The 14,150-nt window shown below is 54.7% G+C and carries 13 protein-coding genes and 2 tRNA genes; 14 read left to right on the top strand and 1 reads right to left on the bottom strand.

Going from position 1 to position 14,150, the window contains the following annotated elements; all coding sequences use genetic code 11:
* Positions 1–67 precede the first annotated feature (67 nt).
* From rpsB to WHS46_05005, 14 genes are all read left to right on the top strand, one after another.
* The gene (gene rpsB, locus WHS46_05070) at positions 68–901 is read left to right on the top strand and encodes a 30S ribosomal protein S2 (GenBank protein MEJ5348040.1); all 834 of its coding nucleotides are present in this window, start codon (positions 68–70) and stop codon (positions 899–901) included.
* Positions 902–1,008: 107 nt separating this feature from the next.
* The gene (gene tsf / locus WHS46_05065; protein MEJ5348039.1) at positions 1,009–1,602 is read left to right on the top strand and encodes a translation elongation factor Ts; all 594 of its coding nucleotides are present in this window, start codon (positions 1,009–1,011) and stop codon (positions 1,600–1,602) included.
* A 1-nt stretch (position 1,603) separates the two neighbouring features.
* Positions 1,604–2,347: a UMP kinase gene (gene pyrH / locus WHS46_05060; protein MEJ5348038.1), complete on the top strand. Its 744-nt coding sequence runs from the start codon at positions 1,604–1,606 to the stop codon at positions 2,345–2,347.
* Entirely contained in the window at positions 2,337–2,894 is a 558-nt protein-coding gene (frr, locus tag WHS46_05055) for a ribosome recycling factor (GenBank protein MEJ5348037.1), read from the top strand. Before pyrH ends, frr begins: the two co-directional genes overlap by 11 nt.
* A gap of 9 nt (positions 2,895–2,903) precedes the next feature.
* The gene (locus WHS46_05050) at positions 2,904–3,686 is read left to right on the top strand and encodes an isoprenyl transferase (protein ID MEJ5348036.1); all 783 of its coding nucleotides are present in this window, start codon (positions 2,904–2,906) and stop codon (positions 3,684–3,686) included.
* Between the two features lie 201 nt (positions 3,687–3,887).
* Positions 3,888–4,715, top strand: coding sequence for a phosphatidate cytidylyltransferase (locus tag WHS46_05045; GenBank protein ID MEJ5348035.1), 828 nt, complete (start codon positions 3,888–3,890; stop codon positions 4,713–4,715).
* Positions 4,716–4,723: 8 nt separating this feature from the next.
* Positions 4,724–5,929 carry a 1-deoxy-D-xylulose-5-phosphate reductoisomerase gene (locus WHS46_05040; protein MEJ5348034.1) on the top strand — a complete coding sequence of 402 codons (1,206 nt, stop codon included), beginning with the start codon at positions 4,724–4,726 and terminating at the stop codon, positions 5,927–5,929.
* A 120-nt stretch (positions 5,930–6,049) separates the two neighbouring features.
* On the top strand, positions 6,050–7,138 hold the full coding sequence (rseP, locus tag WHS46_05035; GenBank protein ID MEJ5348033.1) for an RIP metalloprotease RseP: 1,089 nt from the start codon (positions 6,050–6,052) through the stop codon (positions 7,136–7,138).
* Between the two features lie 636 nt (positions 7,139–7,774).
* Positions 7,775–8,470, top strand: coding sequence for a tRNA (adenosine(37)-N6)-threonylcarbamoyltransferase complex dimerization subunit type 1 TsaB (gene tsaB, locus WHS46_05030; GenBank protein MEJ5348032.1), 696 nt, complete (start codon positions 7,775–7,777; stop codon positions 8,468–8,470).
* A gap of 37 nt (positions 8,471–8,507) precedes the next feature.
* The gene (locus WHS46_05025) at positions 8,508–9,206 is read left to right on the top strand and encodes a hypothetical protein (protein ID MEJ5348031.1); all 699 of its coding nucleotides are present in this window, start codon (positions 8,508–8,510) and stop codon (positions 9,204–9,206) included.
* A gap of 6 nt (positions 9,207–9,212) precedes the next feature.
* Entirely contained in the window at positions 9,213–10,547 is a 1,335-nt protein-coding gene (der, locus tag WHS46_05020; protein MEJ5348030.1) for a ribosome biogenesis GTPase Der, read from the top strand.
* Positions 10,544–11,881, top strand: coding sequence for an ABC transporter substrate-binding protein (locus WHS46_05015; GenBank protein ID MEJ5348029.1), 1,338 nt, complete (start codon positions 10,544–10,546; stop codon positions 11,879–11,881). The genes der and WHS46_05015 overlap by 4 nt, the downstream gene beginning before the upstream one ends.
* A 64-nt stretch (positions 11,882–11,945) precedes the next feature.
* Positions 11,946–12,021, top strand: a tRNA-Lys gene (locus WHS46_05010).
* Positions 12,022–12,364: 343 nt separating this feature from the next.
* A tRNA-Glu gene (locus WHS46_05005) sits at positions 12,365–12,442 on the top strand.
* Positions 12,443–12,542: 100 nt separating this feature from the next.
* On the opposite strand, the gene WHS46_05000 is transcribed toward WHS46_05005, so the two are convergent.
* Positions 12,543–13,148 carry a transposase gene (locus tag WHS46_05000; protein MEJ5348028.1) on the bottom strand — a complete coding sequence of 202 codons (606 nt, stop codon included), beginning with the start codon at positions 13,146–13,148 and terminating at the stop codon, positions 12,543–12,545.
* Between the last annotated feature and the right edge of the window lie 1,002 nt (positions 13,149–14,150).

Genomic DNA, 14,150 nt, shown 5'->3' with positions numbered 1-14,150 from the left:
CCGGACTCTTGTGGTCCGGGGTTTTTACGCGGGGTGGAGGCCAAACCAAAAGGAGAGGAGATAACGTATGTCCACCATTTCTATGAAGCAACTCTTGGAAGCCGGTGTCCATTTCGGGCACCAGACCCGACGTTGGAACCCCAAGATGAAACCTTACATCTTTGGGGCTCGAAACGGCATCTACATTATCGACCTGCAACGTACGGTCAAGCTTTTCCGCACGGCCTACCAATTCGTGGTCGATGTCACTTCGGCGGGCGAAAATGTGCTCTTTGTGGGCACCAAGCGGCAGGCGCAGGACACCATTCGAGAAGAGGCGGAACGCTGTGGCATGTTCTACGTCAATCATCGATGGCTTGGCGGCATGCTCACCAATTTCAAGACCATCAAGTTGAGAATCGACCGCCTCAAAGAATTGGACGCCATGTTTGAGGACGGCAGCGTGAACCGCTTTCCCAAAAAGGAAGTTCTGAAGCTGGCTCGAGAACGTGAAAAACTGGAACGTAACCTGGGTGGTATCAAAAGCATGACTCGGTTACCCGGCGCCGTCTATGTGGTGGATCCTCAAAAAGAACGCATCGCGGTTCAGGAAGCCAATCGTTTGGGGATTCCCGTGGTGGCCATCATTGATACCAACTGTGATCCGGACGTGATCGACTATCCCATTCCGGGAAACGACGATGCCATTCGTTCCATCAAGCTGATCACGGGTCGCATCGCCGATGCGTGTGTGGAGGGTCGAGCCCGTTACGAAGAATCCCGCCAGGCCATGGGTGACAAGGACATGGAACGACTGGAAGAGGTGCCGGCGGGCATGCTGCTTCAGGAAGAAGAAGGCGGTCCGGAAGTGGAAATCATCAATCCCATTTCGGCCATGCACGACGAAGACGATCTCGATTAACAGCTTGTTTTTGTCCACGTGAAATGTGCCTGGACACGTCAAGGGTTCATGGCGGCGGCGAAGATTGAGTTCGTTGCTCGGAAGGAAAGACTGAGGAGGAAGATTCCGTGGAAATTACATCCAGTATGGTGCGGGAACTGAGGGAAAAGACCAATGCCGGCATGATGGACTGCAAAAAGGCTCTGCAGGAAACCGGTGGAGATATGGAAAAGGCTGTGGATTTGCTTCGCAAAAAAGGCCTGGCGGTGGCCATGAAACGAGCAGGCCGGGAAGCCACGGAAGGGGCGGTCCATGCCTACATTCATGCCGGAGGCAAAATCGGAGTGCTGGTGGAAGTGAACTGCGAGACGGATTTTGCGGCCCGCAGTGAAGATTTTCAGACCTTTATCAAGGATCTGGCCATGCATATTGCGGCCACGAATCCTCTGGGGATTCAGCGGGAAGATGTGCCTCAGGACGTGGTGGAACGGGAACGGGCCATTTTCATGGAACAGGCAAAGGAATCGGGAAAACCCGCGAACATCGTGGAAAAGATGGTGGAAGGCAAGATGCGCAAGTTCTATGAAGAAAACGTTCTCATGGAACAGGCCTTTGTAAAGGATCCGGACAAGACCATCGCCGATTATCTTAACGAACTTATCGCCAAAACAGGCGAACGGATTTTGATTCGTCGTTTTGTGCGCTACCAGCTAGGGGCCTAAGATGACGGCCGACGCTGCGCGTCCCATTTACCGTCGGGTGCTGCTGAAACTGAGCGGCGAAGCTCTCATGGGTGACAACGCCTACGGCATCGACCCCAGGTTGATGGAAGAATTTGCCCAAGAGATCGTGCAGGTCCATCGGTTGGGAGTGGAAATGGCTTTGGTGATCGGCGGGGGAAACATCTTTCGAGGTGTCTCGGCCGCATCCCAGGGCATGGACCGAGCTACAGCCGACTATGTGGGTATGCTTGCCACCGTGATGAACGCTCTGGCCCTGCAGCAGGCTTTGGAAAAGCAAGGTGTGGCCACGCGGGTGCAGTCGGCTATTGACATGAAGGAAGTGGCGGAACCCTTCATTCGGCGCCGGGCCATTCGCCACCTGGAAAAGGGGCGAATCGTCATTTTTGCGGCGGGCACCGGCCTGCCTTTCTTTACGACGGACACGGCGGCGGCGTTGCGGGCTGTGGAAATCGGAGCCTCGGTGCTTCTCAAGGCCACGAAGGTGGACGGGGTCTACGATGCCGACCCCGTCAAGGTCCCCAACGCCCGCAAATTTGATCGTGTGACCTTTGATGAAGTCCTGCAAAAGGATCTGAAGGTCATGGACGCTACGGCTATTTCCATGGCTCGAGACAACAATCTTCCCGTGATTGTCTTTAACCTGAGAAAGAGCGGCAACATTTTGAAGGTTGTCACAGGGGAGCCCGTGGGAACCCTGGTGGAGGGAGGCTCGAATGCTCAGTGAAGTCTTTGAAGATGCCAAAGACCGCATGCAGAAAGCCGTTGGGACCCTGGAAAAGGAATTCAAAAGGCTTCGAACGGGGAGAGCGTCGGTGTCCTTGGTGGACGGCATTCGCGTGGAATATTACGGCACACCGACTCCGCTGAACCAGTTGGCCACCCTGACGGTTCCGGAACCTCGAACCATCATGATTCAACCGTGGGATCAAAGCTGTCTCGGTGAAGTGGAAAAGGCCATCATGAAATCCGAACTGGGCTTGACTCCCATGAACGACGGCAAGGTGATCCGTATCCATGTGCCGCCCTTGACCGAAGAACGGCGCCGGGATTTGGTCAAGCTGGTTCGAAAGATGGCGGAAGAAGCCAAGGTCGCCGTGCGCAACATTCGGCGCGACGCCAATGAAATGATCAAAGACTTGAAAAAGGAAAAAGAGATCTCCGAGGACGAACAGTTCAAGGGCCAGGAAGAAGTCCAGAAAATTACGGACGATTTCATCAAAAAGATCGATGAACTGAGCGCCGCCAAGGAAAAAGAAATCCTCGAGATCTAAGAAAATGTCATGGAAGGACTCGATCCCGAACGATTGCCTCGGCATGTGGCCATCATCATGGACGGCAACGGCCGATGGGCCAAAAAGAGATGGCTCAACCGAGTGGCGGGCCACGAGGCGGGAGCGGAATCCGTTCGGGCTGTCATTGAAACTGCTCGAAAAATCGGTATTCCCTACCTGACCCTTTATGCCTTTTCCAAGGAAAACTGGCAAAGGCCCCAGGCGGAAATTCAGGCTCTGTGGCAATTATTTCGCCGGTTTCTGAAATCGGAACGACCCCGCATGATTGAAAACGAAATTCGTGTGCGTCATGTGGGCGATTCCGACGGAATTCCCGAAGACGTCTACGCCGAATTTCAGGCCCTCATTCGCGATACGGCCCATTTTGACAAACTTACCGTGAACCTGGCTCTGAACTACGGAGGCCGGCATGAAATCGCTCGAGCTGCGCGCCTTTTTGCCGAGGATGTGCGGGAGGGACGACGCCAACCGGAAGAGATGAGCCCCGAGCTTTTCGGGGCGTATCTTTTGACGGCGGACACACCGGATCCGGATCTGGTTATTCGCACCAGCGGTGAGTGTCGCGTCAGCAACTTTCTTCTCTGGCAGATCGCCTATGCGGAGCTTTACATTACGGACACTTTATGGCCGGATTTTCGAGAACAGGAATTTGTGGCGGCCCTTCGAGAATACCAAAGGCGTGAACGGCGTTTCGGCAAAACAAGTGAACAATTGAGTGAAGAAGGTTGTCCACGGACCGAACCATGTGCCCAAGCCGATTGTCTTGTGTAGAGGCGGCCCCATGAATCCGCCCTCAATCGGGCCTTTGCCCTTACGAGGCTGCCCGAAAATGAGATAAGGCGCGTTTTTCCCGGGGTCTCGAGCGTTTGGGCTCGCTCATTTCATGACGGTCTGCGGGATGCCTTCGCTGCCAAGGACACATCCCTTTGAGGACAAGATGCCAGCCATCTTATACTGGAGAAAAGACCCCCAATGACCACCTCAACATGGAGTTCCCACGCCAAACGATGGGTCACGGGCCTGGGCTTGGCTATTCCTCTGGTGGCCTTGTTGGCTTATGGGCCTCTATGGCTTTGGGCCGTGGTGGTGACCGCCGCAGCCTTGGTGGGTCTTTGGGAATACGAAACCATGATCCAGTCTCCAGCTTTGACCCCGCGTGAACTCACGTTTTCCATGACCGTTGGCGGCGTGTTTCCCTTGGCGGCCTGGCTTTTCGGCACGGCAGGAATTTTGGTATGGGCGGTCGCTGCCGTCTTTGCCATGTGGGCGAAACAACTGGCCTTAGCCCCACTTACGCGGGAAGCCCTGCACAGAGCCCTTATCAGCCTCGGCGGCTGGTTTTATGTGGCGATGCCCTTAGGTTTTGTCATGCTTTTAGGGGCCTTGCCCAATGGTCGATCCTGGATGTTTTTTGTGCTTTTTGTCATCGTTTTTGGTGATGTGGGAGCTTATTATACAGGCAAGACCATCGGGCGTCGAAAGCTCTACGAAGCGGTCAGCCCCAAGAAAACGGTGGAAGGGGCTGTGGGTGGACTTATCGCTTCAGCGGTGATGGGCACGGGGTTTGGTCTTCTGTTTCTTCGAGACACAGGAGCAAGCGTACCGGCGCTTTTCATGGTCTCGATTGTGACGGAACTGGTGGCGCAGGCTGGGGATCTTATGGAATCCCTGCTTAAACGCATGGCCGGCTGTAAAGATTCCAGCGCCCTTTTGCCGGGACACGGCGGATTGCTGGATCGCTTGGACAGCTTGCTTTTTGCGTTTCCCACCGTGTGGATGTACGCGCAAGGGTTGGCTTGAAGTTTTCCATGGTTCGACGACGTAAAAGGTTAAGCATTCTCGGCAGTACGGGATCCATTGGTGTCAACACCATAGAAGTGGTGTGCGGGTTTCCCGATCGCTTTGAAATTGTGGGCCTTGCGGCCGGCCGCAACGTGGAACGTCTTCGGGATCAAATTCTCCAGGTCAAACCTCGGTGTGTGGCCGTGCAGGACCAGGACGCGGCTGAAGCTCTAGAAAAACTTCTTCCATCCCGTTCGGGGTCCTTGGAAATTTTTTGGGGTGAGCAAGGCTACTGCCGTTTGGCGTCTCTGGACGATGTGGACATGGTGGTTTCGGCCATTGTGGGAGCTGCCGGGCTTCTGCCCACCGTGGCTGCCGTAGCTTCGGGAAAAGATGTGGCTTTGGCCAACAAGGAAACTTTGGTCATCGCCGGCGAAGTGGTAACTCGAATGGTGCAGTCCAGCGGAAGCCGACTGATTCCCGTGGACAGTGAACACAGCGCCATCTTTCAAGCGCTTCAAGGGCATTCCCGGACCGCGGTTCAAAGGCTGCTCCTTACGGCTTCAGGGGGACCGTTTTTCGGAAAGAGTTTGCAAGATCTGAAGTCGGTGACACCGCAGGCGGCATTGCGGCATCCCAATTGGTCTATGGGTCCCAAGATCAGCATCGATTCCGCCACTCTCATGAATAAGGGTTTGGAAGTCATCGAAGCCCATTGGCTCTTTGGTGTGCCTGTGGACGCTGTGGTGGTGCATATTCATCCGGAAAGTATCGTTCATTCCATGGTGGAGTACGTGGACGGATCGGTCATCGCACAGTTGGGCATGCCCGACATGAAAATTCCCATCGCCTACGCGCTGTCGTACCCGGAACGCTTACCGGTAAAAGCCCCGAGGCTGGATCTCTTTGCCTTGGGCTCTCTCACTTTTTATCCCCCGGATATGGAAGCTTTTCCTTGTTTGAATCTTGCCTATCAAGCGGCTCGAACAGGCGGTACCATGCCCGCGGTGCTCAATGCCGCCAATGAAACCGCTGTCGAAGCTTTCCTTTCGGGACAGCTGGGATTTACGGACATTCCAGGGCTGATCGCTCGGGTCATGGACGCCCACACCGTCATGCCGGCCGATTCGGTGCAGCGGATTCAGGAAGCCGATCGATGGGCACGTGACACGGCACGATCGTTTTTGAACGGAACTCCAAAAGTTCAGAAAGCGTCGGCGGAAATGCGTTGAGCTTTTACGGTGTCGGCAGGCCCCGACCCGCGGCCATAGCGTCCTTAGCGCCTTAGACTTTGCAAGGGAAAAACGTGGATTCGACGGGACGCGATTGAAGAATTCAAGGAGGAATTTGTTGTGGTGACAACCATCGTCTCAACGGTCATCGTGTTGGGAGTTCTCATCTTCATTCACGAATTGGGACATTTTCTGGCCGCTCGTAAACTCGGCGTCACCGTGCTTCGGTTTTCTTTGGGTTTCGGCCCTCGAATGATTGGGATTCAGCGCGGAGAAACCGACTATTGCCTGTCCATGGTGCCTTTGGGCGGCTATGTGAAGATGCTTGGAGAAGATCCCGAAGATGTGGTTTCGGACCTCGAAAGAGCGCGCAGTTTTTCCCATCAATCCGTTAGAAAAAGGTTGGCCATCGTCTTGGCGGGCCCGTTCGCCAACGTCATGCTGGGCATTGTCCTCTTTACGGTGGTGTTCGCCGTTTACGGGCTTCCTCACCTGATTCCGGAAGTGGGCACCGTAACGGCGGATTCTCCGGCCGCTCAGGCGGGCCTTTTACCCAAAGACAGAGTGCTGGAAATCAACGGCCGTAAGCTTAAAGCTTGGGACGATCTGTCCCAAACGATTCAACGGGAAGGGCGGCAACCTTTAGAAATCGTGGTGGAACGAGAAGGACGACGGCTCACCTTTATCGTTACCCCTGAAATTCGTGAAGTGAAAAACATTTTCGGGGAAAACATTCAAAGACCTGTCATCGGCATTACGGCGTCCGGATCCTTTGAAGTGGAAAAGGTCCACCCGTTCATGGCCGTATTCTACAGCCTCAAGCAAACCTGGACCCTGACCAAGCTGTTTTTCATGACCATCGTGAAGCTCATTCAAAGGGTTTTGCCCATGGAAACCTTGGGTGGCCCCATTCTCATCGCCCAAATGGCAGGTCAGCAGGCTCAGGAAGGCCTGATGAATTTCCTGCACTTTATGGGGCTGATCAGCATCAATTTGGCGGTGCTGAATTTGTTGCCCATTCCCGTGCTCGACGGAGGGCACGTGTTTTTCCTGACCTTGGAAGCCGTAAGACGAAAACCTTTGAGCCTGCGCCAGTTGGAAATGGCCCAAAAAGTGGGCATGGCGGTGCTGATCGCTCTCATGGTGTTCGTTTTTTACAATGACATCATGCGCCTGATTCCTACAGGGCGAGGTGCACCCGCTCCCTAGCCGCGCCAAATTGAAAGCCTGGGCCTCGCTGGAAATCGATCTTCGCCCTAGGAGCGCGGGTCTCCTGACGCGCCACGATGGAGCGCCAAGGCTCGCGCTGCGGGGAAAAGGCTCCGTTCCATGGGCGAAGGCGCGAGGTGCCGCCGTGGTCCTATGCAGTCCCGGGGCAAAGAACCGATTGATGTGTGTCGAGGAGAGGCGGCGGCTCGTGCGAACCTTTGGGACTGTGTTCGACAATGAATTCGTCCCTGAGAGCCCGGGTGTCCTGGCTGCGTCAATAGGGATTGGAAGACCTGAGTTCCCAGGAAAGGGCACGGTTTGAGGGTTGTCAGGGTAAGGCGGCGGCTCGTGCGAACCTTTGGGGTTAACGGTGTGCATGTTGGACCGGTGAGAAAAATGGGACGAACACATGGGTCCGCCCGACAGATGGCGCCCGCGGGCAGGATCTTTTGAAATTGGTAGGAAAGGTGTGGACCGACTGTTGCCAGGCCCCGACAGATGGAGTCTGCAGGTGGGATGTTTTTGAGCCGGGGAGACGGGTTGGTTGGTGATGGATGGCCCCTTGGGGACCCTGGGGACGGATGATGAGCCTGTGATAAAGAGCCGTTGCAGGCTTTTGTGGTTCTAAGGTTGAAGATGAAGATCCTTGCTGTGGATACATCGACGGCGTCCGGTAGTGTGGCGTTGCTGGAGGGTGATGGGCTGGTGGCCGAATGGACCCTCCTTTCGGGGCGCACCCATAACCGACGCCTTTTGCTCGGCGTGGATCGTCTTCTTGCCGATGCCGACTGGGTTCTGGAAGATGTGGATGCTTTTGCCGTGACTGTGGGGCCGGGAAGCTTCACAGGAATAAGGATCGGCATGAGCACCATGAAAGCTATGGCCTGGGCATTAGAAAAACCCCTTGTCGGAGTGCCGTCCCTGGAAGCTTTGGCGGAACCTTTGGCTTGGGCTTCATGCCCTGTGTGTGCCCTGATCGATGCACGAAAAAACGAAGTCTACGCGGCTCTGTATCGAAGCGATGCCGATGGTGTGTTGCAGCAAGATAAACCCCCGTCGGTTCTTAGTCCCGAAAAGGCTGCGGCATGGATCCAGGAAAAAACCTGGTGCTGTGGAGACGGCTGGCTTTTGTATCGGGATGTTTTTGAGCGTGTCTCCAAGGGCTTGGCCCTGGATGCGGGCCCGGGATTTCATACCATTCGCGCCGGGTTCGTTGGCCGATGCGCCCAGCGTCGTCTTCGCATCGGGCTGGATACCGATCCCATGCATCTGATGCCGCTTTATGTGCGTCCTTCGGAAGCGGAAATCCATGCCGGCATTCAGGAATCTTAATACTCCGGCCATAAAATGGAGGGAAACAGGCAAAAACATGTGCCAGAAGGCTTCGTCTTCCTTAAACGCTGGGATTCCACGATGCTTCCACGCCTTGACCCCTCGCCGAGCGCGAGGGCTTCTTCGAAAGCTTCGGAATCCCTTGTTCCCGCTCTATTTTCTGGAACGTAATCTCGGCATGCTCAAGAGTGAAAACGGTGTTGCCGGGACCTCCACACGTCGTGCCGCTCAGTGGATGACGGTGATTTGCGAACGGATTCAATGGGTGGATGAACTGCTTCGGGCCCAAAAGTCTGTTTCCCCTGCTTTAGGTGCCTCTGCATCCCGAAGCCGTCTGGACAATGGTCCAGACCGATCCCGCATTGAAACCTATTGCAACCATTGCGGGTTATGTTGCGAAATTTGCAGCGGATTTCCTGATTTTCCCGATCCTGAAAACCCGCCGCATATCTGGCAGTTCGTTTTTGGTCAGGGTTTGGGATACGGACATCGGTTCTGTCCGTTTCTTATGCATGATCGTCGAGGTGGCCACAGCTTTTGCGCCATTCATCGGTATCGGCCGAACCCGTGCCGTATTTTTGAGGAAGACGAGTGCCAGACTGTCAAAAACGAACTCAAACGCGAATTGGCACGCACACACGGCCGACCGCCTCGCTCCAGCGTCAAGATCGGGCGCTTGATAGGACGTGTTCTGAAAAACGGTCGAACCTATCGTTTGTTGCCGCATGAGGAGTGAGGGCTTATGGCCGTCGTGGCCATTGTAGGACGTCCCAACGTAGGAAAATCTACGCTGTTTAACCGCCTGTGTCGAAAACGGCAGGCTCTCGTGGATGACCTGCCGGGAGTGACTCGGGATCGGTTGTCCGCCCCTGTAGAATATGCGGGTCGAAGATTCCTTCTGATGGATACCGGAGGATTTACGGATCCCGATACCGGCACCTTTGCCGAAGCCATGCGTCGCCAGGTGTTTTTGGCTCTTGAAGAAGCCGATGCCGTCATTTTTCTTGCCGATGCGCGAACAGGCCTGCATCCCGATGACCGAGCCTTGGTGGATCTTCTGCGAAAATCATCAAAGCCCGTGTTTTATGCGGTCAATAAGGTGGACGGCCGGGAACAGGAACCGCATGTTGCGGAATTCTATGCGCTCGGCGTGGAAAAAATCTATCCCTTAAGCGCCGCCCATGGGCTGGGGGTTTCCGACCTCATGGACGATGTGACCGCGTGCCTTCCGCCCGCTTGGGAAGACGATGCGCAGGATGAAAATCCGGAAATTCGAGTGGCCGTCGTGGGTCGTCCCAATACGGGAAAGTCCACTTTGGTCAATGCGTTGCTAGGGGAAGAACGGGTTATTGTCAGTCCCGTGCCGGGAACGACCCGTGATGCCGTGGACACACCACTGGAAACCCAGGGCCGAAGGTTTCTTCTGATCGACACGGCGGGGATTCGTCGTAAAGGACGCACACGCGAAAAGCTGGAAAAGCTCAGTGTCGTAAAGGCCTTAGAAAGTATCGATCGATGTCACGTGGTGGTGCTCATGGTGGATGCCGTCGAAGGAGTGACGGACCAGGATCTCCATGTGGGAGGCTATGTGCAGGAAAGGGGACGAGGATGCTTGATCGCCCTCAATAAATGGGATGCGGCACCCAAGGATCCCAAGTGGATACGAAGGTTTCTGGAAGATGTGAGGGATCGGTTTCGGTTTCTTCCCTTCGCGCCCATTTTGACCCTGAGCGCCCTGGAAAAGAAAAGAGTCTCCCGCGTGTTGCCCCTGGTGACGGAAATCTTTGATCAGTTCAACAAAAGGGTAACCACGGGGATGGTCAATCGCGTCCTGTCCGGTATCACCGCCAAGCATGAACCTCCGACGGTCTCAGGCCGACGGCTCAAATTCTTCTACGCTACCCAGGCGTCCACCAGACCCCCTACGTTCGTTATCTTTTGTAACGAACCGGAAAAGATTCACTTTTCCTACGAAAGATATCTCACCAACCAGTTTCGGGAAGCGTTCGGCATGGATAAGACTCCCGTGCGTTTGATTTTTCGGGAACGCTCCCGTCGAAACGACGAGAGCCGATGACGGATTTTAGCTGGAACGATTGGGAAAAAAGTCGCCGCCGGCGACGAAGGCGTCGTTTTCTTGCCGTGATGGTGCTGGCGGCTGTGGGTTTATGGTGGGCTTTGGATAGGGACCGAAAGCCCGTTCAAGACGAAGCCTCTTTCGTAAAAGAAGTGGTTCGGAATGGGGCGGCTGAACAGGACGCCTCGACACCTCCGGGGGATACTGAAAGAGAGGAAACAAACGAGCCGGCGCAGGAGAATGCGGGTGATGTCAGGAAGCTTCATGAAGTGGTGGCTGTGCTGCCTCTTTCCGGACCCTTTGCGGCGGAAGGCAAAGCCTTGCAACGCGGCATGAAAACCGCCGGTGCGACGGCTCCCGACGATGAAAGGATCACTGTTCGGTTCGTGGATGGTTGGCTTTCGGAACATGCCGTTCGAGAAGCGCTTGTGAAGGCTTTAGAGCGTGCATCGGTAGGAGCGATCCTGGTATCTCTTCCTCTTTCCAAGTGGCAGGCCGTTTTAGGGCCGGCGACCAAAAAGGAAACGCTTATCCTTTCCCTGGCGCAAGGGGACGAAGCTTTTCCAACGGGTTCCCCGGTTCTTTCTTTCTTCGGCTTGGAAGAAGATGCCGCTAGAAACAGTGTGCGGCTTCTTGCATCGAAACCTTCTGCTTCTTCCAATTCCGTGCTCCTTTTGACGGATGGAAGCTCTTATGCCAAGCGCTGGGCGGAATCCTTTACGGCAGAAGCGGCGCGATTGAAATGGAAGCTTCGACATGAAGTGTGGGCGGACGGAGACACCGCCTCACCTTTGGATATGACGGAAAAATTTTCCACGGTTTTTTTGGTCGGAGCCCCTCACTGGGTGGCGGAAAGCGTTCGGCTTTTGGAATTGGCCGGTGCCGGCGCCCTCTATGTGGTGCCTTTTACGTTGGCGAGACCGACCCTTCTGGAATCTCTGGGACCTCTTGTGGACAAGGTCCATTTTACTGTGCCCATGGGCGGTGTGGCGGAAGCGGAAACCGAGGGCGAGGCTTTCGAGGACGCATTTCGGCGTAAATTTTGGAAAAATCCTGATTGGTTGGCGCGTGTCGGCTATGATGCCGTGCGCATGATGAGCCTGATCTTTCAGCAAACGGGGGAAGAATCGGCCCAAAGCCTTTGCCGAAAGGCTTTGTCCGGGACCTTACCAAGTGTCTCCTTTCATGGGCTTACAGGGTCGTTTACGGTGGGGGCGCAGGGTCGAGTGGAACGCCGCATGGTGCTCGCTCGTTGGAAAGACGATTCTTTTGAGCCGCTTTCCCAAGGATCCCAAAGAGTTGAACATGTGCGGGGCCGCCACATTGCGCCTTGACACTCCAGGGGGTTCGTGTTAGGAAAGCGCGGTCTTCGGGCGGGCGAACCACCGGGATTTCGGGGGGCCGTTAACTCAGTCGGTAGAGTATCTGCCTTTTAAGCAGAGAGTCGCAGGTTCGAATCCTGCACGGCCCACCATCGTAGAGCATGTTTCCGAAGAATCGGCGGCTGTGTCCCGGAAGAAGCCCTAGATAGATTGCTCGAGAGTGAAGCCCTCTAGGGCTTTTTGGGAGCGTGGGTGGATCGCCTGCACGAGACAAGAGCGGAAGATTCGTGTTTTCGAAAAAAGCATCGGCTGTATGTAACTGCGCGGGCTCTGAGAGCCCCACGGCCTTTTTGGCGTTTCAGAGGTTCTTTGAGCCGGCTCAAAGGTCACCACGGCCGTTTTGGCGTTTTAGAGGTTCTTTGAAAGGAAAGCGGCGTTAAGAGATTTCGGGCTTGACAGGAAACGCCGCTGGTTGCTATAGAGCGCGAACGTTGCGTCCCCATCGTCTAGCCAGGTCCAGGACACCGGCCTTTCACGCCGGCAACGCCGGTTCAAATCCGGCTGGGGACGCCAAATAAAATCTAAAACCCCACCGCTCACCAACCCCACCCCCCAACACCCCAACGACCTAATGACACAACGACTCAATGACTTAATGACTCCCTCTTGCGAGTTAAGTCAGGGTTGCCCGGTTGGGGTTCTCCCGATCGAATGTCCACTGTGCTGGGTTGTTTGCGATGTATCGCCGGATGCGATTCAACGAATCCTCATTGCGAATGATGTGTTCGTAATAGTTGCGTTGCCAGGCGAATTGCGGAAAGATCATCTGCCTAATGGCGCGGGTTGTCACCGCCTTAAACACCCGAATGATTTGCCCCAACGTAGGGGCGTGATTCATCACGCCCCCATGGGGCGCCGTAGGGGCGTGATTCATCACGCCCCCATGGGGGGACGCCGTAGGGGCGTGATTCATCACGCCCCCATGGGGCGCAATAAATTGCGCCCCTACGGGTTGTATCCATACGATGCCGTGAACATGATTGGGCATAACCACAAATGCATCCAATTGGATACAGGGAAACCGTTCGGGCAATGTTTCCCATTCGGTAACGACCCGGCGTCCGGCTTCGTTTAACTGCATTTGCCCATTCACCACTTCGCCAAACAGGCAGGTCCGGTCCTGGGTGCATATGGTTACGAAATACGCCCCCGGCTGGGTGTAATCATACCCTTTCAGACGGATACTGCGGCGGTGGTGTTTTTGCGGATCGTATTTCACAGCCTGCGTTTCCTCAAAGATCTTTCCACGTTCCAGACCCGCATCCCCCGTGAAATCATGTTGGGGAGCAGCGCACGTCCCGCAGAGCGGCGAGGGTGAGGAATTCGAGTTTGTTAGCCTCGATACGAAAATTGGCCGACGAGGTCAACCATTCCAAATCGGGGACTGCGTCACGGGACATACAACCCAAGAAATCGGCGAGAAATCCTTTTTTGGGTAGTGTTAACCATTTTGTGTAAACTTCTGGCTTCGAGCCGTGGCCATACTGTCGAGTTTTATCGCATCCTTCCCAGAAGGTTAGACTTCAAAAGGGCTAGCGTTTTAAAGGCAATGAAGGCAAGCAGAGTGTAGCTGGACCGTTCTCCTACCAGGATCCCCATGGGGCTTGTTCTCTGTCTAAATTCCTTGATAAGCTTTTCGATGATGTTAGTCGTTCTCAGCGAAATCCATTCTTCTTCAGAAAAGTTGGAGAACGTCAGGCAAGCTTCCAGACCCTGTTCCAAACAGACGAAGCCGGACGGTAGATCTTTTTCCCATTTTGTTTTGAATTCCAGGAAAAACTCACCGGCCTTGCCTTTCGAAAAGGCGTACTAGATGGATTGCATGGGGGCAGCCGGAGCCTACTTGTGTTTCGATGCCATTTTGGCCAGGATGTTACTTGCCTCATGCATCTAGCATTGCTCCACCTTGACTCTGGCAGACTCCTCAATAAAAACCTTCTGATGAGCAAGAAACCCATCCATGATTTCCAGTGGCACCTTTGGTGGGTGCAGGCCCCGTCTTCTGAGGTAACTTCTTCAACGTCGACGCCGATTCTTTGTTGCCTGAACGCAAACACAGAACCATTCTTTTGTTCGTCTTAATCATCCCCATTCAAACAGGGACAGAAGCGCTTTCACCGGAATCAAGAGGCGCATCCCAAAGCTGACGACGTCGAATAAAAATATCCTTAATCCGTGAGATTGTGTCTGTACATAAAAGTATCATGTCGCATGTATCGTA

Source organism: Desulfosoma sp. (genome assembly GCA_037481875.1).
Taxonomy (GTDB): domain Bacteria; phylum Desulfobacterota; class Syntrophobacteria; order Syntrophobacterales; family DSM-9756; genus Desulfosoma.
This window is presented reverse-complemented; position numbering and strand designations above follow the sequence as displayed.

Coding starts and splice junctions, on each gene's coding strand:
- rpsB (MEJ5348040.1), top strand. CDS start 68: ATGTCCACCATTTCTATGAAGCAACTCTTGGAAGCCGGTGTCCATTTC.
- pyrH (MEJ5348038.1), top strand. CDS start 1,604: ATGACGGCCGACGCTGCGCGTCCCATTTACCGTCGGGTGCTGCTGAAA.
- frr (MEJ5348037.1), top strand. CDS start 2,337: ATGCTCAGTGAAGTCTTTGAAGATGCCAAAGACCGCATGCAGAAAGCC.
- WHS46_05050 (MEJ5348036.1), top strand. CDS start 2,904: ATGGAAGGACTCGATCCCGAACGATTGCCTCGGCATGTGGCCATCATC.
- WHS46_05045 (MEJ5348035.1), top strand. CDS start 3,888: ATGACCACCTCAACATGGAGTTCCCACGCCAAACGATGGGTCACGGGC.
- WHS46_05040 (MEJ5348034.1), top strand. CDS start 4,724: ATGGTTCGACGACGTAAAAGGTTAAGCATTCTCGGCAGTACGGGATCC.
- tsaB (MEJ5348032.1), top strand. CDS start 7,775: ATGAAGATCCTTGCTGTGGATACATCGACGGCGTCCGGTAGTGTGGCG.
- WHS46_05025 (MEJ5348031.1), top strand. CDS start 8,508: ATGTGCCAGAAGGCTTCGTCTTCCTTAAACGCTGGGATTCCACGATGC.
- der (MEJ5348030.1), top strand. CDS start 9,213: ATGGCCGTCGTGGCCATTGTAGGACGTCCCAACGTAGGAAAATCTACG.
- WHS46_05015 (MEJ5348029.1), top strand. CDS start 10,544: ATGACGGATTTTAGCTGGAACGATTGGGAAAAAAGTCGCCGCCGGCGA.